20 protein-coding genes are annotated in these 25,200 nt (G+C 72.2%); 6 read left to right on the top strand and 14 right to left on the bottom strand.

The features are described from left to right. Positions 1-5 precede the first annotated feature (5 nt). Positions 6-1,346 (bottom strand): glucarate dehydratase family protein, encoded by a 1,341-nt coding sequence (locus ACIBN2_RS11475; RefSeq protein ID WP_399134082.1) that lies wholly within the window; start codon positions 1,344-1,346, stop codon positions 6-8. Beyond that, positions 1,343-2,281, bottom strand: coding sequence for a 5-dehydro-4-deoxyglucarate dehydratase (locus tag ACIBN2_RS11470; protein WP_399134081.1), 939 nt, complete (start codon positions 2,279-2,281; stop codon positions 1,343-1,345). Before ACIBN2_RS11470 ends, ACIBN2_RS11475 begins: the two co-directional genes overlap by 4 nt. A gap of 104 nt (positions 2,282-2,385) precedes the next feature. On the opposite strand from ACIBN2_RS11470, the gene ACIBN2_RS11465 reads away from it, so the two are divergent. Then, entirely contained in the window at positions 2,386-3,171 is a 786-nt protein-coding gene (locus ACIBN2_RS11465) for an IclR family transcriptional regulator (protein WP_399134080.1), read from the top strand. Between the two features lie 226 nt (positions 3,172-3,397). Then, positions 3,398-4,591, top strand: a complete 1,194-nt coding sequence (locus tag ACIBN2_RS11460; RefSeq protein WP_399134079.1) for an MFS transporter — start codon at positions 3,398-3,400, stop codon at positions 4,589-4,591. Positions 4,592-4,601: 10 nt separating this feature from the next. On the opposite strand, the gene ACIBN2_RS11455 is transcribed toward ACIBN2_RS11460, so the two are convergent. The 10 genes from ACIBN2_RS11455 to hrcA form a co-directional block, all read right to left on the bottom strand. After that, complete coding sequence (locus ACIBN2_RS11455) at positions 4,602-5,591, bottom strand: adenosine deaminase (protein WP_399134078.1); 990 nt, start codon at positions 5,589-5,591, stop codon at positions 4,602-4,604. A gap of 20 nt (positions 5,592-5,611) precedes the next feature. After that, positions 5,612-6,517, bottom strand: coding sequence for a ribonuclease Z (locus ACIBN2_RS11450; RefSeq protein ID WP_399134077.1), 906 nt, complete (start codon positions 6,515-6,517; stop codon positions 5,612-5,614). A 6-nt stretch (positions 6,518-6,523) separates the two neighbouring features. Continuing rightward, positions 6,524-6,877 (bottom strand): HIT domain-containing protein, encoded by a 354-nt coding sequence (locus ACIBN2_RS11445; RefSeq protein WP_399134076.1) that lies wholly within the window; start codon positions 6,875-6,877, stop codon positions 6,524-6,526. Positions 6,878-6,929: 52 nt separating this feature from the next. After that, positions 6,930-10,145, bottom strand: coding sequence for a S41 family peptidase (locus ACIBN2_RS11440; protein ID WP_399134075.1), 3,216 nt, complete (start codon positions 10,143-10,145; stop codon positions 6,930-6,932). A gap of 45 nt (positions 10,146-10,190) precedes the next feature. Continuing rightward, on the bottom strand, positions 10,191-10,745 hold the full coding sequence (locus ACIBN2_RS11435; RefSeq protein ID WP_399134074.1) for a hypothetical protein: 555 nt from the start codon (positions 10,743-10,745) through the stop codon (positions 10,191-10,193). Positions 10,746-10,819: 74 nt separating this feature from the next. After that, positions 10,820-11,212: a VOC family protein gene (locus ACIBN2_RS11430; protein ID WP_399134073.1), complete on the bottom strand. Its 393-nt coding sequence runs from the start codon at positions 11,210-11,212 to the stop codon at positions 10,820-10,822. 19 nt (positions 11,213-11,231) lie between these two features. Beyond that, entirely contained in the window at positions 11,232-11,984 is a 753-nt protein-coding gene (locus ACIBN2_RS11425) for a 16S rRNA (uracil(1498)-N(3))-methyltransferase (RefSeq protein WP_399134072.1), read from the bottom strand. Beyond that, positions 11,981-13,057, bottom strand: a complete 1,077-nt coding sequence (locus ACIBN2_RS11420) for a nitronate monooxygenase (protein WP_399134071.1) — start codon at positions 13,055-13,057, stop codon at positions 11,981-11,983. The genes ACIBN2_RS11425 and ACIBN2_RS11420 overlap by 4 nt, the downstream gene beginning before the upstream one ends. 100 nt (positions 13,058-13,157) lie before the next feature. Continuing rightward, the gene (dnaJ, locus tag ACIBN2_RS11415; RefSeq protein ID WP_399134070.1) at positions 13,158-14,294 is read right to left on the bottom strand and encodes a molecular chaperone DnaJ; all 1,137 of its coding nucleotides are present in this window, start codon (positions 14,292-14,294) and stop codon (positions 13,158-13,160) included. Beyond that, positions 14,295-15,311, bottom strand: coding sequence for a heat-inducible transcriptional repressor HrcA (hrcA, locus tag ACIBN2_RS11410; RefSeq protein WP_399134069.1), 1,017 nt, complete (start codon positions 15,309-15,311; stop codon positions 14,295-14,297). 151 nt (positions 15,312-15,462) lie between these two features. Here hrcA and ACIBN2_RS11405 point away from each other — a divergent pair, with 151 nt between their 5' ends. Continuing rightward, positions 15,463-16,191, top strand: coding sequence for an MBL fold metallo-hydrolase (locus ACIBN2_RS11405; protein ID WP_399134068.1), 729 nt, complete (start codon positions 15,463-15,465; stop codon positions 16,189-16,191). Between the two features lie 34 nt (positions 16,192-16,225). Continuing rightward, positions 16,226-17,095 carry a DUF3097 domain-containing protein gene (locus tag ACIBN2_RS11400; protein WP_399134067.1) on the top strand — a complete coding sequence of 290 codons (870 nt, stop codon included), beginning with the start codon at positions 16,226-16,228 and terminating at the stop codon, positions 17,093-17,095. 53 nt (positions 17,096-17,148) lie between these two features. Here the strand turns inward: ACIBN2_RS11400 and hemW are convergent, their stop codons facing one another. Both hemW and ACIBN2_RS11390 read right to left on the bottom strand, forming a co-directional pair. Further along, positions 17,149-18,381, bottom strand: a complete 1,233-nt coding sequence (gene hemW / locus ACIBN2_RS11395) for a radical SAM family heme chaperone HemW (RefSeq protein ID WP_399134066.1) — start codon at positions 18,379-18,381, stop codon at positions 17,149-17,151. 44 nt (positions 18,382-18,425) lie between these two features. Beyond that, positions 18,426-20,342 carry a SpoIIE family protein phosphatase gene (locus ACIBN2_RS11390; RefSeq protein WP_399134065.1) on the bottom strand — a complete coding sequence of 639 codons (1,917 nt, stop codon included), beginning with the start codon at positions 20,340-20,342 and terminating at the stop codon, positions 18,426-18,428. Positions 20,343-20,534: 192 nt separating this feature from the next. Here ACIBN2_RS11390 and ACIBN2_RS11385 point away from each other — a divergent pair, with 192 nt between their 5' ends. Beyond that, positions 20,535-24,596: a HAMP domain-containing protein gene (locus tag ACIBN2_RS11385; protein ID WP_399134064.1), complete on the top strand. Its 4,062-nt coding sequence runs from the start codon at positions 20,535-20,537 to the stop codon at positions 24,594-24,596. A 12-nt stretch (positions 24,597-24,608) separates the two neighbouring features. Continuing rightward, positions 24,609-25,196, top strand: a complete 588-nt coding sequence (locus ACIBN2_RS11380) for a two-component system response regulator (protein WP_399134063.1) — start codon at positions 24,609-24,611, stop codon at positions 25,194-25,196. Positions 25,197-25,200: the final 4 nt, after the last annotated feature.

Raw genomic sequence — 25,200 nt, 5'->3', positions numbered from 1 at the left:
CGACGTCACCAGCGGGGGACGGCCGGGGTGACCCACTCGGGGTCCGCGAGGCGCATCGCCGCCGCGTCGTCGCGCTCGCGCAGGGTGCCGTCGTCGTCGAGCCACCGCTGATGCAGCAACTGCACCTTCTCGCGGTCGAGTTCGACGCCGAGGCCCGGCGCATCCGAGACGGTGACCTTGCCGCCCTCGAAGGTCAGCCGCTCGGTGAGCACGTCCTCCGACTGCCAGGGATAGTGGGAGTCGCAGGCGTGGTGGAGGTTCGGGACGGTGGACGCGACGTGGGTCATCGCGGCCAGGCTGATCCCCAGGTGGGTGTTGGAGTGCATGGAGACGCCGACACCGAAGGTGCGGCAGACGGCGGCGAGTTGCTGGGTGTTGCGCAGCCCGCCCCAGTAGTGGTGGTCGGAGAGGACGACCTGGACGGCGCCCTTGGTGAACGCCTCCTGGATCTCGGCGAAGGTCGTCACGCACATGTTGGTGGCCAGCGGAACGCCCGCCCGTCGCCCACCACCGCCCTTGCCGGAGGCGCTTCGCGCCGCCCCTCTCATCGCCGCGGCCACCTCGGCCATCGCGGGAGTACCGAGCGCCGGGTCCTCCAGGTACTCGAGGACGTCCCCGAGCTCCGCGGCCACCTTCAGCGAAGTCGCCACGGACCAGGCGCCGTTGGGGTCCAGGCGCAGCGGGTGCCCGGGGAACGCCTCGGCCAGCGCCCGGATCGCGGCGATCTCCTCGTCCGGCGGGAAGACGCCGCCCTTGAGCTTGAACGAGGTGAACCCGTACCGCTCGGTGAACAGCCGGGCCTGCTCGACGACCCCGGCCGGGTCGACCGCGGCACCCCAGTCGTCCTTCTCGCAGGCAACGCCCTCGGGGTGCCCGGCCCACCTGTAGAACAGGTAGGCGCTGTACTCGACCGCGTCGCGCACCTTGCCGCCGAGCAGCGCGTGCACGGGCAGTCCGAGCGCCTTGCCGAGGGCGTCGAGGCAGGCGACCTCGAAGCCGGAGACGACGGACAGCCGCAGCTTGTCGGCGGTCTGCACGCCGCGCAGCCCGCCGACGTCGACCTGTCCGGAAACCCGCGTATCGTCCACGGCGACCTCGTCCGCGATCGTGAACAGCCCGTTCAGATCGGTGACTTGGCGCCCCTTGAGCTTCTCGGCGAACGGCCGCGCCAGCTCCAGGTACTTGGTGTCGCCGTACGTCTCGCCCACACCGGTGATCCCGTCGGCCGTCACCACCTCCACGATCAGCCGCGGGGTGTACGGCTGGTGCACTCCCTGCGTGTTGAGCAGCGGCGGGTCGGCGACCAGGATCGGCGTCAGCCGTACGTCGGTGATGGTGAGGTTCACAGGGAGGCTCCCACGAGGTCGAGTCCGGTGGTCAGGAGGGCCTCGAGGTCCGCCAGGTCGGCGGCCGAGGGGTCGGTGAGCGGGGCGCGCACGGGGCCGACGGGGCGGCCGCGCAGCCGGGCCGCCGCCTTCACCAGCGACACGGCGTATCCAGGTACGCGGTCGCGGAGTTCGACGAACGGGACGTAGAAGTCGCGCAGCAGCGTCTCGGCCGTGGCCAGGTCCTCCTTCTGCAGCGCCGTGAAGAAGGCGTTCGCGATCTCCGGGGCGAAGGCGTGCACGGCGGAGGAGTAGGCGGGGACGCCGACGGTGGCGTAGGCACGCGCCTGGATCTCCGCGGTGGAGGCTCCGTTGAAGAACAGGAAGCCTTCCGGAGCGGCGAGGGTGAGGCGCTGGAGACGGTCGAGGTCGCTGTGGCCGTCCTTGAGTCCGATGACGTTCGGGATGCCGGCGATGCGCTTCAACGAGTCGGCGGTGAAGGCGACTTGGCCGCGCTGGTAGGCGATGAGCGGCAGCCGGGTGCGGGCCGCGATCCGCTCCAGCTGGGCGACCAGACCGTCCTGCGGAGCGGCGACCAGGTAGTGCGGCAGGACGAGGAGCGCGTTGGCGCCGGCCTCCTCCGCGATGCGCGCGAACCGTACGGCCTGCGCCCAGCCGTAGCCGGCACCGGCGACGACGGGCACGCGGCCGTCCGCCTCCTCGACCGCGATGGTCACGACCTGGCGGTACTCGTCCTCGTCCAGCGAGAAGAACTCGCCGGTGCCACAGGCCGGGAAGACGGCGCCGGGCGCGGTGGCGAGCTGGGCCGCGACATGGACGCGGCAGCCCTCCGGGTCGAGCGAGCCGTCGTCGTGGAAGCTCGTGAGCGGGAACGACAGCACGCCCTTCGCCATGCCGTCCCGCAGCCGCCGGGCCGTTTCCGTATCGAGGCTCACCCTCGCCATCTCCCTATGTAGACGTCATCCATGTATGAAGATGGAGGTTAGATACACGAACCGTGGGCGTCAATGGTCCGGCAGGGCCCGATTACCATCGCCCCATGTCGGAGACAGATGGCGGCGTCCGCGAGGTGAAGTCGGCCGCGCGGACGGTCGAGCTGCTGGAAGTGCTCGCGGCGCGCGGCGATCGGCCCGCCCGGCTGCAGGAACTGGCGGACGAGCTCGGTGTGCCGCGCAGCTCGATGTACGCGCTGCTGCAGACCCTGATCGGCCGTGGCTGGGTGCGTACGGACATCACCGGGTCGCTCTACGGCATAGGCATCCGCGCCCTGCTCACCGGCACCAGCTATCTGGACTCCGACCCGCGGGTGCGCATCGTGCGGCCGTACCTCGACGAGGCGTCCGACGCGCTGGGCGAGACGATCCACATGGGGCGGCTGGACGGCCGGGACGTGGCGTACCTCGCGACCCGGGAGTCGCACGAGTACCTGCGCACCATCAGCCGGGTCGGCCGCCGGCTGCCGGCCCACGTCGGCGCACTGGGCAAGGCGCTGCTGGCCGAACGGGACGCCGAGGAGCTGCCCGAGGGGCCGTACGAGGCGATGACCCCCAACACGCACACCGGCAGGGAGGCCCTGGCCGCCGATCTCGACGGGATCCGCGCCCGCGGCTACTCGATCGACCGCGAGGAGGGCGTCCTCGGCATCGTCGGCTTCGGCTTCGCGCTGCGCTACGAGACTCCCGCGCAGGACGCGATCAGCTGCTCGGTGCCGGTGGCCCGGCTGACGCCGGAGCACCAGGAGCGGATCGTGGCGGTGATGCGGGAGATCCGGCTGAAGATCGAGTCGAGCGCACCCGCCGCGGGAGGCTCGGCGCACTGGCGTTAGCCCGCGCTTCCCGCCGTACGCGGAGGGCGCTTGTTCACCCGATGCGGAGCGTTCGTTTACCCGGCCTCCGGCACCCCAAACAGAACGTGTGCCACATCACACCGTCTGGGCTTCTTTCGCAAACCGCGTGCTTGATACAACTTGCTCGCGCGTTCCTGTCCGTCGACGGCCTGCGCCCCCAAACCCCTTTCTTGTGCCGCTCCTTTCGCATGCCCTGGGAACGCCCGTGTTCGCCCCTCGCACCACCATCCCCTGGCCCCTCGTCGCCCTTTTCACGGCCGGGTATCTCGCCCCCTACCTGCTGCCCACCACCGTGGGCCGGCTGGATTCGGGGCTGCCACTGACCGCCACGCAGGCGGGTGCCATCGGCAGTGCGCTGCTGCTGAGTTCCGCGTCGGCCGGCTTCCTGCTGGCCTCGCGCGTCGAACGGATCGGGGCCCGGACCCTGGCCCGGATCGGACTCACGCTCGCCGTGCTCGGCTACGGCACCGCCGCGCTGACCCACGCCGTCCCGGCCGTCGTCCTCGGCGCTCTGGCCGGCGGCTTCGGCTCCGGTACGGCCACGACCGTGGCCGCCACCGGGATCGCCGCCCAGCCCGACCCGCACCGCACGACCACGGCCGGCCTGCTCGGCGTCTCCGCGCTCGCGGGCGCCGTCTATCTGACGGTCCCCCACCTCGGTGCGGGCCACGGCCAGCCGCTGGCCGCGATCGCCCTCACCGCGCTCGCCGTCTGGCCCCTCACCGGCCGCCTGCCGCTGCGTACGGCCGCCCAGCGGTCCGCCCTGGACGGCCCCCGTCTCCCCCACTTCCGCTCCGGGGTGGTCCTCGCCCTGGCGCTGCTCTGCTGGTCCCTGGCGCAGAACTCGCTGTGGGGCGTCAGCGGCCGCATCGGCCTGGCACAGGCGCATCTGTCGGAGGCGACCGTCGGCGTGGTCTTCGCGGTGGCGCTCGGCGCCGGTCTGCTGGGCCTGACGGTCGCGGGCGCCGTCGGCCCGCGGTTCGGGAGGGCCGTCCCGGTGGGCGCCGGTACCGCCGTCATCGCGGGCTGCATCGTGCTCAGCGCGTCCGCGACCGACCTCACGACCTTCGCGAGCGGCGAGATCGCCTGGAACCTGCTCTACCCGGTCGTGCTGTCGTACGTGATCGGCCTCGCCGCCCTCCTGGACCCGCGCGGCCGGTGGGCGGTCCTGGTCGGCTCGGCGTCCTCACTGGGGACGGCGGCGGGCCCGCTGGCGGGCAGCGTGCTCGCCGCGCAGGCCGGGTTCACGGTGATGGGCGTCGTCCTCGCCCTCGGTCTCCTCGTGATCGCCGTACCGATGACGGCGGTCGCCCTCCGCGTCGGCAGGACGGCGCTCCCGGTCGTCGAGATCCCGGTCGAGACGTCCGTCCCGAGCTCCTACGACACCACGGCGGCGTAGGGAGCGTCGCCTAGAACCGGTACGCCTCCACCTCCGCGAGGTACCTGGCCCGCAACGCCTCGTCGTCCTCCAGGAAGGACGCGACGAAGGAGTTGCGGGCCAGCTCGCGCAGGCGGTCCTCGGACAGGCCCAGGGTGGCGCCCACGGCGGTGAAGTTGTCACCGGCGTAGCCGCCGAAGTAGGCCGGGTCGTCGGAGTTGACCGTGCACATCAGGCCGGCGTCGAGCATCGCGGGGAGCGGGTGGTCGGCGAGGGTGCCGACCGTGCGCAGCCGGACGTTGGACAGCGGGCACAGGGTCAGCGGAACCCGGTCCCGGACCAGCCGCTCGACCAGCGCCGGGTCCTCCATGCACCGCAGCCCGTGGTCGACGCGCTCGACGCCGAGCACGTCCAGGGCCTCGGTGACGTACTCCGGCGGGCCCTCCTCGCCGGCGTGCGCCACCCGCCGCAGCCCGAATTCCGCGGCGGCCTCGTACACCTCGCGGAACTTCACCGGCGGGTGCCCCACCTCGGCCGAGTCGAGGCCGACACCGGTGATCCGGTCCAGGTACGGCTTCGCCGCGTGCAGGGTCTCCAGGGCCGACTCGGCGGACTCGTCGCGCAGGAAGCACAGTATGAGCCGGGTCGAGACACCGTGGTTCGCCTCGCTGCCGCCCAGCGCGCGCCACAGCCCGTCCACCACCGTGCCCATGTCCACGCCGCGCGCGAGGTGCGCCTGCGGGTCGAAGAAGATCTCCGCGTGCCGCACGCCCTGCGCCGCGGCGCGGGCGAGGTAGGCGTTCGCGAGGTCCTCGAAGTCCCGCTCGGTGCGCAGGACGGCCATGAGCCCGTAGTACAGGTTCAGGAAGGACTGGAGGTCCTCGAAGTCGTACGCCTCGCGGAGCTCGCCGGTGTCGGCGTACGGCAGCTCGACGCCGTTGCGCGCGGCGAGCTCGAAGGCCAGCTCCGGCTCCAAGGTGCCTTCGATGTGCAGGTGCAGTTCAGCTTTGGGGAGGGGCATCGAAGTATCGTACGGGTGTTTTATCGGCGTTTCGGAACCGGTACCCGCAGCAGATCGTGCGCGACGGTCAGCTCCCCCTCGAAGCCCGCGGCCCGCGCCTGCCGCTCGAACTCCTCCGCGTCCGGGTAGCGCTGGCTGAAGTGCGTGAGCACCAGATGCCGTACGCCCGCCTCGCGCGCCACGGCCGCCGCCTGCCCGGCGGTCAGGTGGCCGTGCTCGGCCGCGAGGTCCGTGTCCTCGTCGAGGAAGGTCGACTCGATGACGAGCAGGTCGCAGCCCTCGGCGAGCGCGTGCACGCCGTCGCACAGCCGGGTGTCCATGACGAACGCGAACCGCTGGCCGCGCCGGACCTCGCTGACGTCCGCCAGGGAGATCCCGTTGAACGAGCCCTCCCGCTGGAGGCGCCCGACGTCCGGGCCCTTGATCCCGTGCGCCGCCAGCCGCTCGGGGAGCATGCGGCGGCCGTCGGGCTCGGTGAGCCGGTAGCCGTAGGACTCGACGGGGTGGGAGAGCCTGCGGGCTTCGAGGGCGTACGAGCCCGTGACGGCCAGGATGCCGTCGGCGTCGACCGGCGCCTCGGTGAGCGCGACCGTCTCCCGGTACGCCGTCGCATACCGCAGCCGGTCGAAGAAGTGCTGCCCCGAAGCCGGGTAGTGAGCGCTGATCTCGTGCGGCACCCGGTCGAGGTTGATGCGCTGGACGACGCCGGCCAGGCCCAGCGAGTGGTCCCCGTGGAAATGCGTGACGCAGATCCGGTTCAGGTCGTGCGCGGCGACCCCGGCCCGCAGCATCTGGCGCTGCGTGCCCTCGCCGGGGTCGAAGAGGAGGCCCTCGCCGTCCCAGCGCAGCAGGTAGCCGTTGTGGTTGCGGTGCCGGGTCGGGACCTGGCTGGCGGTGCCGAGGACCACCAATTCACGTACGGACACCGGTGGTTACCCGGGGGGCCACTGCAGGCCGCGGCCGCCGAGGATGTGGGCGTGCGCGTGGAAGACGGTCTGGCCGGCGCCGGGGCCCGTGTTGAAGACGATGCGGTAGCTCTCCAGCTTGTCCTCGTCGGCGATCTCCCGGGTCTCGCGCAGCAGGTCCGCGGCGAGGGCCGGTTCGGCGGCGGCGAGCGCGGCGGCGTCCGGGTAGTGCGCCTTGGGGATCACCAGGACGTGGGTGGGTGCCTGGGGGTTGATGTCCCGGAAGGCGACGGTGGTTTCCGTCTCCCGCACGATCGTCGCCGGGACATGACCTCCGACGATCTTGCAGAACAGGCAGTCGTCCTGCGGCTCCCCTGGCATGTGCTCTCCTCAAGCCGGCTGATCGCGTACGGGGGCATCGTATCCAGGGCCGTCAGTCCAGGCTCGGTGGTGTCTTGGCGGGGGTCTCCTCGAGGGCCGCGAGCGCGATGCGGATCGCCTCGTCGAGCTGGGTGTCCCGGCCCGCCGCGTGGTCCTGCGGGCGCTGGATCACCTCCACGTCCGGGTCCACGCCGCGGTTCTCCACCCCCCACTCGTAACCCTCCAGCCAGAACGCGTACTTGGGCTGGGTGATGAGCGTCCCGTCGACCAGCCGGTAGCGGCTGTCGATGCCGATCACGCCGCCCCAGGTCCGTGTCCCGACGACCGGGCCGATGCCCAGGGCCTTGATCGCCGCGTTGACGATGTCGCCGTCGGAGCCGGAGAACTCGTTGGCCACGGCGACCACCGGACCGCGCGGCGCGTCCTGCGGGTAGCTGTAGGCGCGCATGCCGCGGGGCAGGGCCCAGCCGACGATGCGCCGCGCCAGCTTCTCCACCACGAGCTGGGAGGTGTGGCCGCCGCGGTTCTCCCGGACGTCGACGACCAGGCCCTCACGGGCCACCTCGACGCGCAGGTCGCGGTGGATCTGGGCCCAGCCCGGGGCCTGCATGTCGGGGACGTGGAGGTAGCCGAGGCGGCCGCCGGAGCGTTCGTGGACGTGGGCGCGGCGGTCCGCCACCCACGCGTGGTAGCGCAGGGGTTCCTCGTCGGCCGTCGGGACGACCACCGCGTGCCGCGCCTCGCCGCCGCCGGCCGGGGAGACGGTCAGCTCGACGGGCTTGCCGGCCGTGCCGACGAGCAGCGGGCCGGGCCCGGTGACCGGGTCCACCGGGACGCCGCCCACCGCCACGATCGCGTCGCCGGCCCGCACCGCGACGCCGGGTGCGGCGAGCGGGGAGCGGGCGGCCGGGTCGGAGGTCTCGGTCGGCAGGATGCGGTCGATGCGCCAACTGCCGTCCTCGTGGCGGGAGATGTCGGCGCCGAGCAGACCCTGCCGGGGCCCGTGGCCGTGGCCGCCGCGCGGGACGACGTAGGCGTGGGAGGTGCCGAGCTCGCCCTGCACCTCCCACAGCAGGTCGACGAGGTCGTCGTGGGTGGCGACCCGCTCCAGCACGGGCCGGTAGCGGTCGAGGACGCCCGGCCAGTCCACGCCGCTCATGTCGGGCCGCCAGAAGTGGTCCCGCATGATGCGGCCGGTCTCCTCGTACATCTGCCGCCACTCGGCCGACGGGTCGACGGTCTGCCGGACGCGGGAGAGGTCGACGGTGACGTTCGTGTCGCTGTCGTCGTCGTTCGAGGCCCGCCGGTCGCTGGGCACGACCTTCAGCCGGCCGTCCGTCCACAGCAGGACCCGCTTGCCGTCGCCGCTCACCGCGAAGTGGTCGGCGTCGGCGGCGAGGTGCTCCAGGCGGTGCTGCGCGAGGTCGTAGCGCTCCAGCTCGGTCCTCGGGTCGGGGTCCTCCGGGGTGGCCCGGGAGGAGCCGAGGACGCCCTGCACCGGGTGGCGCAGCCACAGCACGCCGTCCCGGGCCGCACGCAGGTTGGAGTAGCGGGCGGCCTCGACCGGGAAGGGCACGATCCGGTCGGCGAGGCCCTCCAGGTCGATACGGGTGGCCGGGGTGCCCTCGCCCTCGGGGGTCTCGTCCTTGTCGGGTGCCTCGAAGGGGCGGCCGTGCCGCTGCGGCCCGAACGGCGACGGGGTCGTCGCGGCCAGCGTGATCAGGTGCGGGCGGTCGCCGACCACGAAGGCCAGGTCGAAGACGTGCTCGTCGTAGACCGGGTCGAACGAGCGGTTGGACAGGAAGGCGAGGTGCTTGCCGTCGAGGGTGAAGGCGGGGGCGTAGTCCTGGAAACGCAGCGGGGTCGCCTCGGTGACCGACAGGTCGGTGGTGTTGGCGAGGCGGAGCTGGCGCAGCGGGCGCGGGCCGGGGTGGGACCAGGCGAGCCAGGCCGAGTCGGGTGAGAAGACCAGGCCGGAGACGTCGCCGTCGTCGCTGCGGTCGACCTCGCGGACCTCCCCGGTCTCGCGCTCGACGAGCAACACCCGGCCGTCGTGCGCGGCGACCGCGGCCCGGCTGCCGTCGGGCGCCATGGCGAGCCCGAGGACCCGGCCGAGCTGTCCCGCGGCGAGCCGGCGCGGGGTGGCGCCGGGGGCGAGGCCGGTGGCGGGCGCGAACTCCAGGGCGTCGTCGCCCTCGGCGTCCGTCACCCACACCGCCCACTCCTCGCCCTCCGCCCGGAAGGTGCGCGGCAGCCGGGCCCGTACCCCGGGTGCGGCGGCGAGCGCGCGGGCCGGGCCCGAGCGGTGGGTGACCCAGTGCACGGCGCCCCGGACGGCGACCGCGCTGCCGCGCGCGGTGTGGTCGGGCGCGGCGGAGCCGAACCAGTGGGAGGCGTCCAGGTGGAAGGGCTGCCGTTCGTTGCGCTGCCCGCCGAGCCGGACGTCGAGCCGGCGCGGCTCGGCCCCGTCCAGGTCGTCGAGGATCCACACTTCGCCGGCGGAGGCGTAGACGATCCGGGTGCCGTCCCCGGCGGCGTGCCGGGCGTAGAAGCCGTCGAGAGGCGTGTGCCGGCGCAGGTCGGACCCGTCGGCGAGGGAGGAGTACAGCGCGCCGGTCCCCTCGTGGTCGGAGAGGAAGGCGATGCGCTCCCCCGCCCACACCGGGAACTCCAGGTTCCCGTCCAGGTCCTCGTGCAGCCGTACGAACTCGCCCTGACCCTCCCGGTCGATCCACAACTTCCCGGCCGTACCGCCCCGGTAGCGCTTCCACCAGGCCGCCTCCCGCCCCATCGGCGCGGACAGCAGCACGGTGCTCGGCCCGTACGCGACACCGCCGACGGGCCCGTACGGCAGCGGGGCCGACGGTCCGCCGTCGAGCGGGACGGCGTGCGCCCAGGAGCGGCGCAGGCTGGCCTGGCCGTGGGTGGTGATCGCCAGGACCTGGCCGTCGGGGGTCCAGCCGCGCACCTGGGTGCGCCAACTCCCCCAGTGCGTCAGTCGCTTGGACGGTCCGCCGTCGACCGGCGCGATGTGCACCTCGGGGGCGCCGTCGCGGGCGGAGGTCCAGGCGACGGTCGTGCCGTCGGGCGAGATGCGCGGCGCGGAGACCGGCACGTCGTCGGCGCTGATCCGCCAGGCCCGGCCGCCGTCGAGGGGCGCGAGCCAGATGTCGTCCTCTGCGGCGAAGGTCACCAACTCGCCGTGCACATGCGGGAATCGAAGGTACGCCGACGGGGCTGCGGATGCCGGGGAGGCGGGCTGAGTCACCCGATCACTCTAGGCAGGCGCGGCTCGCGCAACCATGCCTTTCGATCACTTGCCCTCCACGGGCCAGCACTGCGGATCGCCCTTGCACCAGATGGTCCTGGTGACCGTCACGGTGACGGTGGCGCCCTGCGGCTGCCCGTTGGACGGGTTGTTGACGATGGGCGACGGCGTCGCGTTGCAGTTGCCGAGCCCGCTCACGTGGAACCAGACCTTGTTGCCGACCTTGGCGGTCAGATCACCGCGCACACAGGCGCCGTCGACGGTCCGCGTGACCTTGCCGGTGACGGTGATGTTCTGCCCGTCCTTGGTCTGACCCTGGCAGTCGACGTTGGCGATGGTGGTCGCGCTCGCCGAAGGTGCCTGGCTCGACGCCTGGTTGTTGTTGCCGTAGTTGGCGGTGCAGCTGAGCCACTGCACGTCGACGTGCTGCGCCTTCAGTGCCGCTGTCGCGGTCTGATCGGTCGTGTACGCCACCGACGCGGAGTTCAGCCCATTGGGGTCACATGCCACGGCCCCGGCCACGGCGGCCACCACACAGGCCGTCGCAGCCGCGACCCGCCGTCCCCGCGGCCGCCGCCAGATCTGCCTCAACGCCCCCATGGACGGCAGCCTGCCACCAGCCGCCGTCCGGCGGTAGAGCGCATACGGTCACAAAAACGCCGGTGCGCTCCGGGTCAGCCGCGCAGCAGCAGCCACTCCTGCAGCTCCACCAAGTTGCCCTCGGGGTCCTTGAGGTGGGCCACCCGCATGCGTTCCGTCATGGGGGACGGTCCGTGCAGGAGGGTCGCGCCGCGGGTGGCGATCTGCTCGCAGTAGACGTCGAGGTCGTCGACCCGCAGGACCACCAGGGAGCGGTGGCCCGTCGCCGTGTCGCCCAGCTCGTTCAGGACGTCGGCCATCATCGACCGGTCCTGAAGGGCGATCCCCGCCGAGCCGGTGGCCGGGCTGAACTTCTCGTACGGCCCCTCGGTCGCGCCCGACTGCGGCTTGAGGCCGAGGACCTCGCAGTAGAAGCGGTAGCAGGCGGCGAAGTCGCTGACGAGAAGCCTGACCTGGGCAAGTTCCACGGTGATCCCCCTGGGGCTTTCAGGACCAGCGGCCGGTACGGCCGAGGAGCAGAGCGGTCGCCGCGGTACCCGCGGTCGATGTACGCAGCACGCTACGCCCGAGCCGGTACGCCTTCGCGCCGGCCTCCTCGAAGAGCGACAACTCCTGCTCGGAGACACCCCCTTCGGGGCCCACGACCAGCACGATCTCGCCCTCGGCGGGCAGTTCGGCGGTGGCCAGCGGCTCGCTGGTGTACGCGCGGTCCTCGTGCAGCACGGCGGCGAAGTCGGCTTTGGCCAGAAGCGCGGCAACCTGCTTGGTCGTTGCCGCGTCCGCGACCTCCGGGAAGCGCAGCCGGCGGGACTGCTTGCCCGCCTCGCGGGCCGTGGCACGCCATTTCGCGAGCGCCTTCAGGCCCCGCTCGCCCTTCCACTGGGTGATGCAGCGGGCGGCCGACCAGGGGACGATCGCGTCGACGCCGGTCTCGGTCATCGTCTCGACGGCCAGTTCGCCGCGGTCGCCCTTGGGCAGGGCCTGGACGACGGTGATACGGGGCGCCGGCTCCGGTTCGAACGGCAGCTCGGAGAGCTCGACGAACAGCCGGTCCTTGCCCTCCGTCCGGACCACGGCGCCGGCCGCGCCCCGGCCCCGGCCGTCCGTCAGCACCACGTCCTCGCCGGGCTGAAGCCGGCGTACGGACACCGCGTGCCGTCCCTCGGGGCCGTCGAGTTCGACGACCGTCCCGGCCGTCACGCCCTCCAGCGAGTCGATCACGAACACGGGCGCGGTCATCGCATGTCCCCCTTGGCCGACAACGCTGTCCTGGCCGCGTCGAGCTCGGCGGCGAGGACCTCCACCAGCTGACCGGCCGGAAGTTCGCGCGCCATGCGGTGGCCCTGCCCCGCCCACAGCGCCATGCCCTGCGCGTCGCCGGACGCGGCGGCCTTCTTGCGCAGCGGTGCGGTGAGGTGGTGGACCTCCGGGTAGGCGGCGGGGGCGTAGGGGCCGTGCTCGCGCATGAAGCGGTTGACCAGGCCGCGGGCCGGCCGGCCGCTGAACGCGCGGGTCAACTCCGTTCGTACGAACAGGGGGTTGGTCAGCGCCTGCTTGTGGACGGCGTTCGCACCGGACTCCGGGGTGGCGAGGAACGCCGTGCCGAGCTGGGCCGCGCTCGCGCCCGCCGCCAGCACCCCGGCGATCTGCCCGCCGCGCATGATGCCGCCGGCGGCGACGATCGGGATGCCCACCGTCTCGCGTACCTGGGCGACGAGGGAGAGCAGGCCGATACCGGCACCGTTGTTCTCCGCGACGTCCCGGTGCGTGCCCTGGTGGCCGCCGGCCTCGACGCCCTGCGCGATCACCGCGTCCGCGCCGGCACGCTCCACCGCGAGGGCCTCCTCCGCGGTCGTCGCGGCGACCATGGTGAAGGTTCCGACGCGGTGCAGGGAGTCGATCACCTCGCCGCTCGGCACGCCGAAGTGGAAGGAGACCACCGGCACGGGGTTGTCGAGCAGCACGGCCAGCTTGACGTCGAAGCCGTCGTCGCGGCCGCTGTCCGGGTCGCCGAGCTCGGTCTCGTACCAGGCGGCCTCGCCGGCCAGCTGGTGGGCGTAGATCTCGACCGCGCCGGGGTCGGAGTGGTCGGGCTGCGGCAGGAACAGGTTCACGCCGAAGGGGCGGGTGGTCAGCCCGCGGAGCTGTTTGATCTCCTGGTACATGCCGTCGGCCGTCTTGTACCCGGCGGCCAGGAACCCCAGCCCGCCCGCCTCGGACACGGCCTGCGCGAGATGGGGCACGGAGACGCCGCCCGCCATGGGGGCCTGCACGATCGGATGAGGGAAGAGACCGGTCAGCGCGGAGGACATGACGGCATGTTGTCACGTCCTCCGAACAAGTCCGAATCCACCCGTCCCCTTCGCGGAGGCCGCCCGTGCCCTTGGTACGGGCGGCCGTGACGGGTGTGGCTCAGCGGCCGTTGAACGCGTCCTTCAGCCGCGAGAACAGCCCTTGCTGTCCGGGTTGGAACTGCCCGGTCGGGCGCTCCTCGCCGCGCAGCTTGGCCAGTTCGCGCAGGAGCCGCTCCTGGTCGGGGTCGAGCTTGTTCGGGGTCTGCACCTCGACGTGCACGATGAGGTCGCCCCGGCCGCCGCCCCGCAGGTGCGTCACGCCCCGGCCGTGCAGCGGGATCGACTGGCCGGACTGGGTGCCGGGCCGGATGTCGACCTCCTCCATGCCGTCCAGCGTCTCCAGCGGGACCTTGGTCCCGAGGGCCGCCGCGGTCATCGGGATCGTCACCGTGCAGTGCAGGTCGTCGCCGCGCCGCTGGAAGGTCGAGTGCGGCAGCTCGTGGATCTCGACGTAGAGGTCGCCGGCGGGGCCGCCGCCGGGGCCGACCTCGCCCTCGCCCGCGAGCTGGATGCGGGTGCCGTTGTCCACACCGGCCGGGATCTTGACCGTGAGCGTGCGGCGGGAGCGGACCCGGCCGTCGCCCGCGCACTCCGGGCAGGGAGAGGGGACCACGGTGCCGAAGCCCTGGCACTGCGGGCACGGCCGCGAGGTCATGACCTGGCCCAGGAAGGACCGGGTGACCTGCGAGACCTCACCGCGGCCGCGGCACATGTCGCACGTCTGGGCGGTGGTGCCCGGCGCCGCGCCCTCACCGTTGCAGGTGGAGCAGACGATCGCCGTGTCGACCTGGATGTCCTTGGTCGTGCCGAAGGCCGCCTCGTCGAGCTCGATCTCCAGCCGGATCATGGCGTCCTGACCCCGGCGGGTGCGCGAGCGCGGACCGCGCTGCGACGCCGTGCCGAAGAAGGCGTCCATGATGTCGGAGAAGTTGCCGAAGCCACCGGCGCCGAAGCCGCCCGCGCCTCCGCCGCCCGCCTGCGAGAGCGGGTCGCCGCCGAGGTCGTAGACCTGCTTCTTCTGCGGGTCGGAGAGCACCTCGTAGGCGGCGTTGATCTCCTTGAACCGCTCCTGGGTCTTCGGGTCCGGATTGACGTCCGGGTGCAGCTCGCGGGCGAGCCGCCGGAAGGCCTTCTTGATCTCTTCCTGCGACGCGTCGCGGCGCACGCCTAGAACGGCGTAGTAGTCCGTGGCCACTTACGACTCCGCCAGGATCTGTCCGACGTACCGTGCCACTGCGCGTACCGCTCCCATCGTTCCCGGGTAGTCCATGCGGGTCGGTCCGACCACGCCGAGCTTGGCGACTGCCTCGCCGCCCGAACCGTAGCCCACCGACACCACAGAAGTGGAGTTGAGTCCCTCGTAGGCGTTCTCATGACCGATGCGTACGGTCATGCCCGAATCTCCGGCCTCCCCAAGCAACTTGAGGAGCACGACCTGCTCCTCGAGCGCCTCCAGGACGGGGCGGATGGTGAGGGGGAAGTCATGTCCGAAGCGGGTCAGATTGGCGGTGCCGCCGATCATCAGCCGCTCCTCGTTCTCCTCGACGAGTGTCTCCAGGAGGGTGGAGAGCACCGTCGAGACGGTACCCCGGTCCTCGACGTCGAAGCCTTCGGGCAGGTCCTCGACCAGTCGCGGGACGTCCGCGAAGCGGCGGCCCGCGACCCTGCTGTTCAGCCGCGCCCGCAGATCCGCGAGCGAGGCCTCCCCGAACGGGGCCGGGCAGTCCACCATGCGCTGCTCGACCCGGCCGGTGTCGGTGATCAGCACGAGCATCACGCGCGCGGGGGCGAGCGAGAGCAGCTCCACGTGCCGCACCGTCGAGCGGGTCAGCGAGGGGTACTGCACGACGGCGACCTGCCGGGTCAGCTGCGCGAGCAGCCGCACGGTCCGCGCCACCACGTCGTCCAGGTCGACGGCGCCGTCGAGGAAGTTCTGGATGGCCCGCCGCTCGGGTCCGGTCATCGGCTTGACACCGGCGAGCTTGTCGACGAACAGCCGGTAGCCCTTGTCGGTCGGGATGCGCCCGGCGCTGGTGTGCGGCTGGGCGATGTAGCCCTCGTCCTCCAGGGCCGCCATGTCGTTGCGCACGGTGGCCGGGGAGACCCCGAGGCTGTGCCGCTCGGTCAGGGCCTTGGAGCCCACCGGCTCCTCGGTGCCGACGTAGTCCTGGACGATGGCGCGCAGTACCTGGAGCCGTCGTTCACTCAGCATCGCGCACACCTCCAGAAAGTCGTCCCCGAGCGCTTCGCCTGGCACTCTGTCCATCCGAGTGCCAGAGTTCCCCGGCCCAGTGTACGGCGGTGGGGTACGCCCCGGGCAAGGCAGTCCCTGCCGGACCGGCCCGTACCGCTAGCGTCGCCGTATGACGGTGACTTGGGAAGAGCTCGGGTGGGAGCGAGTGGCGGCCGGGGTCGGGCGCTGCCGACTTCCGCACTGGGACTGCACGGCGGGGCTGGTCGTGGGCGAGGACACGGCGCTCCTGATCGACGCGGGCTCGAGCCTCGCGGAGGGCACGCGGTTGCGCACCGAGGCGCAGGAGCTCGCCGGTCACCGTGTGACCCATCTCGCCCTCACGCATCCGCACTTCGACCATGTCTTCGGGGCGGCGGCGTTCGCGGGCACGGAGGTGTACGGCGCGGTGGGCATGGACGCGCTGTTCGAGGCACGGCACGCGCGCGAGGAGCTGCGGTCGGACGCGGTGGCCAACGGTCTGGACGCGGACGCGGCCGAGGAGGCGGTGGACGCGCTGACCGCTCCCCGGCACCACGTCTCCGGTGAGTGGACCCTCGACCTGGGCGGCGGCCGGCAGGTCCTGCTGGCGAACGTGGGCCCCGGCCACACGGCCCACGACCTGGCGGTGCTGGTGCCGGGCTCGCCCGAGGTGGTCTTCTGCGGCGACCTGGTCGAGGAGTCCGGCGAGCCGCAGGCCGGTCCCGACGCCGTGCCGTCGCACTGGCCGGCCGCGCTCGACCGGCTGCTCGCGCTGGGCGGCGAGGACGCGCTGTACGTGCCCGGTCACGGAGCGGTGGTGGACGCGCGGTTCGTGCGGGCGCAGCGTGACGGGCTGGCGGCGCGTTTCGGCGTGTCGTAACCGCCGCCCGGCCGGTTCTCCTATCGTCATCCGAATGCGCCCACCCGTCTCCCGCCACCGCCCTTCCAACGGGGGCCCTTCGGGCCCGCGCCCTCGTTCGTACTCCGCCGACCTCACCCCGCCGTGGAAGAAGCCCAAGCCGGTCCCTGAGGTGGCGGCCGAGCCGGGTCTGGTGGTCGAGGAGCCCGGCACCGGATTCTGCGGCGCGGTGATCCGCTGCGAGGCGGGCACGGTGACGCTGGAGGACCGATTCGGCAAGCACCGGGTGTTCCCGCTGGAGCCGCGGGGGTTCCTGCTGGAGGGCCGGGTGGTGACACTCGTACGGCCGTCGTCGTCCGCTCCGGCACGGCCCTCCCGTACGGCTTCCGGTTCGGTCGCGGTCCCCGGCGCACGCGCGCGCGTGGCTCGCGCCGGGCGGATCTACGTGGAGGGCCGCCACGACGCCGAACTGGTGGAGAAGGTCTGGGGCGACGACCTGCGCGTCGAGGGCGTGGTCGTGGAGTACCTGGGGGGCGTCGACGACCTGCCGTCGATCGTGGCCGAATTCGCGCCGGGTCCGGACGCGCGGCTGGGGGTGCTGGTGGACCACCTCGTGCCCGGCACGAAGGAGTGGCGGATCGCGGAGTCGGTGACGAGCGAGCACGCGCTCGTCGTCGGCCACCCGTACATCGACATCTGGGAGGCGGTGAAGCCGGCCGCCCTCGGCATCGACGCCTGGCCGCGCGTCCCCCACGGCCAGGACTGGAAGACGGGCGTGTGCCGCGCGCTGGGCTGGCCCTCGGAGAACACCGGCGCGGTGTGGCAGGCGATCCTGAAGCGGGTGGGTTCCTACAAGGACCTGGAGCCGGAACTGCTGGGCCGGGTCGAGGAACTGATCGACTTCGTCACGGCTCCGGCCGGCTGAGCCGGCAGCGGCGGGCCGTCGCCCGCCGCCCCGCGCCCATGCCCGCGCGACGATCAGTCCACCAGGTCCCTGACCACCGCGTCCGCCAGCAGCCGCCCCCGCAGCGTCAGCACCGCACGCCCCTCCTCGTACGGGCCCTTCTGCAGCAGTTCGTCCGCCAGTGCCCGCCGGGAAGCCGCCCGTCCCTCCTTCCGGAGCAGATCCAGCGGCACCCCCTCCCGCAGCCGCAGCTCCAGCAGGATGCGTTCCACACGGCGGTCCTCCTCCGAGAGGAGTTCGCGGCCGGCGCCCGGGGAGCGGCCCTGCGCCAGTGCCGCGGCGTACGCGCCGGGGTGCTTGACGTTCCACCAGCGCACCCCGCCGACGTGCGAGTGTGCGCCGGGGCCCGCACCCCACCAGTCGGCGCCGCGCCAGTACAGCTCGTTGTGCAGGCAGCGGGCCTCGGGACCGGTGGCCCAGTTGGAGACCTCGTACCAGTCGAAGCCGGCCGCGGACAGGACGTCCTCCGCGATCAGGTACCGGTCCGCGTGGACGTCGTCGTCCGTCATCGGGATCTCGCCGCGGCGGATGCGCCGGGCCAGCTGGGTGCCCTCCTCGACGATCAGGGCGTACGCCGACACATGGTCCGGGCCCGCGCCGATCGCCGCCTGGAGCGACGCCCGCCAGTCGTCGTCGGACTCCCCCGGCGTGCCGTAGATCAGGTCCAGGTTGACGTGCTCGAAGCCGGCCGCGCGGGCCTGCGCCACGCACTCCTCCGGGCGGCCCGGGGTGTGGGTGCGGTCGAGGACCTTCAGTACGTGCTGCCGCGCGCTCTGCATGCCGAAGGAGATCCGGTTGAAGCCGCCCTCGCGCAGGACCGCCAGGTAGGCCGGGTCGACCGACTCCGGGTTCGCCTCGGTCGTGACCTCGGCGTCCGGCGCGAGGCCGAACTCGTCGCGGATCGCGCCCAGCATCCGTACGAGATCGCCCGCGGCCAGCAGCGTGGGGGTGCCGCCGCCCACGAAGACCGTGCGGACCGGGCGCGGGTCGTCGCCGAGGACCTTGCGGGCCAGGCGGACCTCGTCGGCCAGGGTGTCCGCGTAGTTGTCGCGGGAGGCGAGGACGCCGCCCGTGCCGCGCAGCTCGGTGGCGGTGTAGGTGTTGAAGTCGCAGTAGCCGCAGCGGGTCGCGCAGTACGGGACGTGCAGGTAGAACCCGAGGGGGCGGTCGGCGGACGCGGCGAGCGCGGACGCGGGCAGGGTGCCGTCGGCGGGGACCGGCTCGCCGTCGGGAAGTGCGGATGGCATGCCTCCCATTGTCCAGCACGCGGGCCGGGGCCGGTCCCGCGTGCTCACTCCGCCTGCAGCACCAGCAGCGCCAGGTCGTCCTCCGGCGGCTTCCCGCCGAACTCGTGCACCAGTCGCCGGATGCGCTCCGCGATCAGCTGCGCGCTCAGGCCCGCGCATCCGGCGAGGGCGTCCGCGAGCCCGTCGGCGTCGTCGAACATGCGGGAGCCGTCGCGGCGCTCGGTCACCCCGTCCGTGACGCACAGCAGGCTGTCGCCGTGCCGCAGCTCGAAGGTCTCGCTGGTGTACGTCTCGTCCTCGACGACCCCGAGGAGGGTCTGCGGGAGCGCGGCCGTACGGACGTCCCCGCCGGGGCCGAGCAGCAGCGGGAGCGGGTGGCCGGCGGACGCGAGGGTGCAGCGGATTCCGCCGTCGAAGGGCGTCAGCTCGCCGTAGAGGAGGGACAGGAAACGGGTCTGCGGGCCGTCGCCGGGGGCGGGCGGCCTGACCAGGGCCCGGGCGGCGGCGTCCGCGGCCTCCGTGGCGTCGTCGAGGAGCAGCCGGTTGAGGCGGTCGAGGACGTCGGCGACGCGGTAGCCCTCGCGCGCGAGCAGGCGCAGCCAGGGGCGGGCCAGGCCGATGACCACGGCGGCCTCCGGGCCCTTCCCCTGGACGTCGCCGACGGCGAAGCACCAGCGGCCGTCGCCGGCCGGGAAGAGGTCGTAGAAGTCGCCGCTGGGGCCGCCCTTGTCGCACGGCTCGTAGACGAGGGCGCTGCGCACACCGGGGATCTCGGCGACGGCGGCGGGCAGCAGCCCGCGCTGGAGCACCTGGCTGATGGTGGCCTGGCGGGCGTACTGCCGTGCCGCGCCGATGGCCAGCGCCACCCGGCGGCTGAGGTCCTCGACCAGCCCGGTGACCTCGTCGGGGAAACGCAGCAGCCCGGCCCGTCCGATGACGAGGGTGCCGAGCGGGCGGCCGCCCGCGATCAGGCGGTAGGCGAGCGCCGCTCCGTGCTCGTCGCGCACCCCGAGCGCCTCGCCGGGCCAAGGGTGCGGCACGGGCCCGGACCGTAACGTTTCGGTGGGGAGCGGCGGGTCCTTCTCCAGCGACCGGCGCAGCTCCTCGATGCGGTTCTCGCTGCCGTGCCAGACCCGGGCGAGCCGGGGGCCGGCCCCCGCCGTGCCGTCGGCCCAGCCGCGGCCCATGGCCTCGTCCTCCAGCCACACCGCGCACCAGTCGGCGAGCCGCGGCACGATCAGCTGCCCGGCGAGCGCGGCGACCAGGTTCTCGTCGAGCTGCCCGGCGAGCAGGTCCGACGCCTCGGCGAGGAAGGACAGGGCGCCGCGGTGCAGCCAGTCCCGGTCGCGCTCGGCGCGCTGCGGGTCGGGCGCGAGGATCTCCGCGGCGCGCAGTCCGCGCTCCAGGGTGAGCCGGCCGCCGAACGCCTCCGGGCCCCCGGCCGGGCGCGCCTCGGCGGTCAGCCGCGCCCACACCGTCTTCGTGCCCTTGCGGAAGGTGACGCCCCAGGCTTCGGCGAGCGTGGCGACGAGGCGCAGTCCGCGGCCGTACTCCAGTGTCTCGTACGGCCCTTCGGCCTCCGCGTCGCGGGGCGCGCGGGAGGGGTGGTGGTCGGCGACCTCCACGACCAGCGCCCCGGCGTCCTGTTCCAGCCGGCACTCCAGCACGACCTCGGTGCCCGCGTGCACGACGGCGTTGGTGACGAGTTCGCTCACGACGAGCACGGCGTCGTCGACGAGACGGTCGGTGAGGCGGTCGGCGCCGGGCAGACATGCCTCGGTCCACTCGGCGGCCGCGGCCCGGACGAGCGCGCGGGCGGACCCGGGCGCGAGGGGGCCTCCGGGGAGCGTCGTGCCCGCCTGCGCGCAGGGTTCTGCGCCTCCGTGTGCGGTCGTGCGCCCATGCACCGGCGCCCCGCAGGCACAGGAAGCGGTCTCCCGTTGCGTCGGAATGGCCCCCATGGACAGCTCCCCGAGCGGTTCGGACGAATACGCCTCAGTCGATGCCGACAGAGTGACAGACTGACCACGCCCATAAGCGCCGAGTTACCGAAGTGGGCCGCCATGAGTGAGAACAGTGCTACACGTGCGCTCGAAGACGGACAAAAAGCGGAACAGGTCCGAGCATCGGAGCTGCGCACGCTGCTCGCCGCGATGACCGCTGCCCGGGACGGTGACTTCACGAAGGTCCCCGAGACAGGTCACGGCATCGTGGCCGAACTGACGGCGGCCTTCAACCAGATCGCGGACCGGAGCACGCACTTCAACGGGGAAGTGCAGCGTGTGAAGCGGGAGTTGGTGCGCTACGGGCGCCTGGACGAGCGGGTCTCGGCCAGTCCGGGCCAGGGCGCGTGGACGTCCCGGGTCAACGACGTCAACCAGATCCTGGACGCCCTGGTGGCCCCGGCGGCCAACGCCACGCGGGTGCTGGACGCGGTGGCGGGCGGTGACCTCACCCAGCGGGTCGACCTGCACGACGGCAGCCGGCAGTTACGCGGTGACCTGCGGCGGCTGGGCCGTGCCGTGAACAAGATGGTCGACCAGCTGTCGCTGTTCACGGGCGAGGTGACCCGCGTCGCGCGGGAGGTGGGCACGGAGGGGCGGCTCGGCGGGCGGGCCAAGGTGACCGGGCTTTCGGGCAGTTGGCGGGCCGTGACCGAGGCCGTCAACACGATGGCGTCCCGGCTGACCGCCCAGGTGCGTGACATCGCCCTGGTGACGACGGCGGTGGCCCGCGGCGACCTGACCCGCACGGTCACGGTCGAGGCGACCGGTGAGCTGCTCGAACTGAAGCTGACCGTGAACACGATGGTCGACCAGCTGTCCGCCTTCGCCGACGAGGTGACCAGGGTTGCCCGCGAGGTCGGCACCGAGGGCCAACTCGGCGGCCGGGCCCAGGTGCGCGGTGTGTCGGGCGTCTGGAAGGACCTCACCGACAACGTCAACTTCATGGCCTCGAACCTCACCTCACAGGTGCGCAACATCGCCCAGGTGACCACCGCCGTCGCCAACGGCGACCTGAGCCAGAAGATCACCGTCGACGCCCAGGGCGAGATCCTGGAGCTGAAGTCGACGATCAACACGATGGTCGACCAGCTCTCCGCCTTCGCCGACGAGGTCACCCGCGTCGCCCGCGAGGTCGGCACCGAGGGAAACCTGGGCGGCCGGGCCCAGGTGCGGGGCGTCTCCGGCGTCTGGAAGGACCTCACCGACAACGTCAACTTCATGGCGGACAACCTCACTTCGCAGGTCCGCAACATCGCGCTCGTGTCCACCGCCGTCGCCCAGGGCGACCTCGGCAAGAAGATCACGGTCGAGGCCAAGGGCGAGATCCTGGAGCTGAAGTCGACGATCAACACCATGGTCGACCAGCTCTCCGCCTTCGCCGACGAGGTCACCCGCGTCGCCCGCGAGGTCGGCACCGAGGGAAACCTCGGCGGCCAGGCGCAGGTGCGGGGCGTCTCCGGCGTCTGGAAGGACCTCACCGACAACGTCAACTTCATGGCGCTGAACCTGACGTCGCAGGTCCGCAACATCGCCCAGGTGACCACGGCCGTCGCCAACGGCGACCTCTCCAAGAAGATCACCGTCGACGCCCGCGGCGAGATCCTGGAGCTGAAGGACACCGTCAACACGATGGTGCAGCAGCTGCGCGCGTTCGCCGACGAGGTGACCCGTGTGGCCCGCGAGGTCGGCACCGACGGCCGGCTCGGCGGCCGCGCCCAGGTCCTCGGCGTCTCCGGCGTGTGGCGGGACCTGACCGACAACGTCAACTACATGGCCGACAACCTCACTTCGCAGGTGCGCAACATCGCCCAGGTGACCACGGCCGTCGCCAACGGCGACCTCTCCAAGAAGATCGACGTGGACGCCCGCGGCGAGATCCTGGAGCTGAAGACCGCCATCAACACCATGGTCGACACGCTCTCCTCCTTCTCCTCCGAGGTCACCCGCGTCGCCCGCGAGGTCGGCTCAGAGGGCCAACTCGGCGGCCAGGCACGGGTCGAGGGTGTGTACGGCACCTGGAAGCGGCTGACGACGAACGTGAACGAGCTCGCGTCGAACCTGACCACCCAGGTCCGCGCGATCGCCGAGGTCGCCTCCGCCGTGGCCCAGGGCGACATGTCCCGCTCGATCACGGTCGAGACGCGCGGCGAGGTCGCCGAGCTGAAGGACAACATCAACCTGATGGTGTCCAACCTCCGCGAGACGACCCGCGCCAAGGACTGGCTGGAGTCCAACCTGGCCCGGCTCGCCGCCCTGATGCAGGGCCACCGCGATCTGATGGAGGTCGCCGACCTGCTGCTGCGCGAGCTGACCCCGCTGGTGAACGCCCAGTACGGCGCGTTCTTCCTGGCCGACCCGGGCGAGGACAGCACCTCGCTGCGCACCTCCGTACCCGCGAAGGGGCTCGCCTTCATCGCCGGGTACGGCTCGGCGCAGGGGGCGACCGTCGAGACGGGCGGCCTTCCGGTGCACGGGCTGGTGCAGCAGGCGGCCCGGGAGAAGAAGCGGATCCTCGTGGAGGAGGCACCGCCGGACTACATCAAGATCAACAGCGGGCTCGGCGAGGCGGCCCCCACGAGCGTCGTCATCATCCCGATCCTCTTCGAGGACAAGCTCCTCGGCGTGATCGAGCTGGCGTCCTTCTCCCGCTTCTCCGATGTGCACCTCGCCTTCTTCGACCAGTTCGTCAACACCATCGCCGTCGCCATCAACACGATCATCGCCAACTCCCGTACGGAGTCCCTGCTCGGCGAGTCGCAGCGGCTGGCCATGCAGCTCCAGGAGCGCTCGGACGAACTCCAGATGCAGCAGGCGGAGTTGCAGCGCTCGAACGCCGAACTGGAGGAGAAGGCGGCCCTGCTGGCCACCAGCTCCCAGTACAAGTCGGAGTTCCTGGCGAACATGTCGCACGAGCTGCGGACGCCGCTGAACTCCCTGCTGATCCTGGCCCGGCTGCTGTCCGACAACCCGGACGGCCATCTCACCGACCAGGAGGTGCAGTTCGCGACGACGATCCACCGTTCGGGCTCGGACCTGCTCCAGCTGATCAACGACATCCTGGACCTGTCGAAGATCGAGGCCGGCCGGATGGACGTACGCCCGAAGAAGCTGCCACTGATCAAGCTGCTCGACTACGTGCACGCCACCTTCCGGCCGCTCACCCTCGACCGGGGGCTCGCCTTCGAGGTGTCGGTCGGCGAGGACGTGCCGCGCGAGATGTACTCCGACGAGCAGCGCCTCCAGCAGATCCTGCGCAATCTGCTGTCCAACGCGATCAAGTTCACCGCGACGGGCCGGGTCGAGCTGCGGGTGAACCGGATCAAGGACCCCGATCACGTCCACCTCCACGAGGGGGAGGACGTGATCGCCTTCGCGGTCTCCGACACCGGCATCGGCATCGCCGCCGAGAAGCTGCCGGTGATCTTCGAGGCGTTCCAGCAGGCCGACGGCACCACCAATCGCAAGTACGGCGGCACGGGCCTCGGCCTGTCCATCAGCCGGGAGATCGCGGGCCTGCTCGGCGGCCGTATCGTCGCCGAGAGCGAGCCGGGCAAGGGGTCCACGTTCACGCTGTACGTCCCCATCGTCAGCCCCGGCCACGCGGCGACCGGACCGGTCTCCGAGGAGCGCTCGCTGCCGGTGCCCCAGCAGCTGTCGACCGAGCCGTTCACCGCCTCGCACGACGCGGACGACTCCTGGCCGACGCCCACCAAGCTCGAGGAGTGGAAGACGGGCCGGGCCGGTCAGGTGCTGCCGGGGCGGCGGGTGCTGATCGTCGACGACGACATCCGCAACGTCTTCGCCCTGACCCATGTCCTCGGCCGGGTCGGCATGCCGGTCCTGTACGCGGAGAACGGCCGCGAGGGCATCGAGACCCTGGAACGCAACCCGGATGTCGAACTCGTCCTGATGGACATCATGATGCCGGAGATGGACGGCTACGAGACCATCGCCGCCATCCGCCGCACCCCCCGCTGGACCGGCCTGCCGATCGTCGCCCTGACCGCGAAGGCGATGCCCGGAGACCGGGAGAAGTCCATCGCCCGAGGTGCGAACGACTACGTACCGAAGCCGGTGGACGTCGATCTCCTGCTGACAGTGGTGTGCGCACTCCTGGACCCCGAGGGCGTGGACGGCACCATCGAGACCGTTGCGTCAGAACCCGGGGCAGGTGCGGAAGCCGCGGTTCCGCCGACGACCGAATCATGAGGCACAGTCACCATGAGCGCTGAGGCAACGACCGACGAGCGCGCCAGCATCCTCCTCGTGGACGACATGGAGGACAACCTGATCGCGCTGGAGGCCGTCCTGGGGTCCCTCAACGAGCCACTGGTACGCGCACGTTCGGGCGAGGAGGCGATGAAGGCGCTGCTGCGGCAGCACTTCGCCCTCGTCCTGCTCGACGTACGCATGCCCGGCATGGACGGGTTCGAGACGGCCGCGAACATCAAACGGCTCGACCAGACCAAGGACGTGCCGATCATCTTCCTGACCGGCGCGGACGACGATTCGGGCTACGCCTTCCGCGGCTACGCCACGGGGGCCGCGGACTACCTGACCAAGCCCTTCGACCCGTGGGTGCTCAGGGCGAAGGTCAGCGTCTTCCTCGACCTGCACCGCAAGAACCTCCAGCTGGAGCGTCTGCTCGCACAGGAGGTGGCGGACACCAGGGCGGACTGCGGCGAGGCGGGCGGCAGGCTGGCGGAGCTGGAGGCGGAACTGAACAGCGAGGACCCCCCGGACCTGGACACGCTGCGTGTCCGGATCCGGGAGATCCGTGAGCTGGTGGGCAGAGGCCGCCCGGGCTGACCCC

Source organism: Streptomyces sp. NPDC050534 (assembly GCF_044457745.1).
Classification (GTDB): Bacteria; Actinomycetota; Actinomycetes; order Streptomycetales; family Streptomycetaceae; genus Streptomyces.
This window is presented reverse-complemented; position numbering and strand designations above follow the sequence as displayed.

Bases quoted from the DNA above. Each gene is read 5' to 3' on its own strand.
- ACIBN2_RS11465 (WP_399134080.1), top strand. From the start codon at position 2,386: ATGTCGGAGACAGATGGCGGCGTCCGCGAGGTGAAGTCGGCCGCGCGG.
- ACIBN2_RS11455 (WP_399134078.1), bottom strand. From the start codon at position 5,591: ATGCCCCTCCCCAAAGCTGAACTGCACCTGCACATCGAAGGCACCTTG.
- ACIBN2_RS11445 (WP_399134076.1), bottom strand. From the start codon at position 6,877: ATGCCAGGGGAGCCGCAGGACGACTGCCTGTTCTGCAAGATCGTCGGA.
- ACIBN2_RS11435 (WP_399134074.1), bottom strand. From the start codon at position 10,745: ATGGGGGCGTTGAGGCAGATCTGGCGGCGGCCGCGGGGACGGCGGGTC.
- ACIBN2_RS11425 (WP_399134072.1), bottom strand. From the start codon at position 11,984: ATGACCGCGCCCGTGTTCGTGATCGACTCGCTGGAGGGCGTGACGGCC.
- ACIBN2_RS11420 (WP_399134071.1), bottom strand. From the start codon at position 13,057: ATGTCCTCCGCGCTGACCGGTCTCTTCCCTCATCCGATCGTGCAGGCC.
- hrcA (WP_399134069.1), bottom strand. From the start codon at position 15,311: ATGCTGAGTGAACGACGGCTCCAGGTACTGCGCGCCATCGTCCAGGAC.
- ACIBN2_RS11405 (WP_399134068.1), top strand. From the start codon at position 15,463: ATGACGGTGACTTGGGAAGAGCTCGGGTGGGAGCGAGTGGCGGCCGGG.
- ACIBN2_RS11400 (WP_399134067.1), top strand. From the start codon at position 16,226: ATGCGCCCACCCGTCTCCCGCCACCGCCCTTCCAACGGGGGCCCTTCG.
- hemW (WP_399134066.1), bottom strand. From the start codon at position 18,381: ATGCCATCCGCACTTCCCGACGGCGAGCCGGTCCCCGCCGACGGCACC.
- ACIBN2_RS11390 (WP_399134065.1), bottom strand. From the start codon at position 20,342: ATGGGGGCCATTCCGACGCAACGGGAGACCGCTTCCTGTGCCTGCGGG.
- ACIBN2_RS11385 (WP_399134064.1), top strand. From the start codon at position 20,535: ATGACCGCTGCCCGGGACGGTGACTTCACGAAGGTCCCCGAGACAGGT.
- ACIBN2_RS11380 (WP_399134063.1), top strand. From the start codon at position 24,609: ATGAGCGCTGAGGCAACGACCGACGAGCGCGCCAGCATCCTCCTCGTG.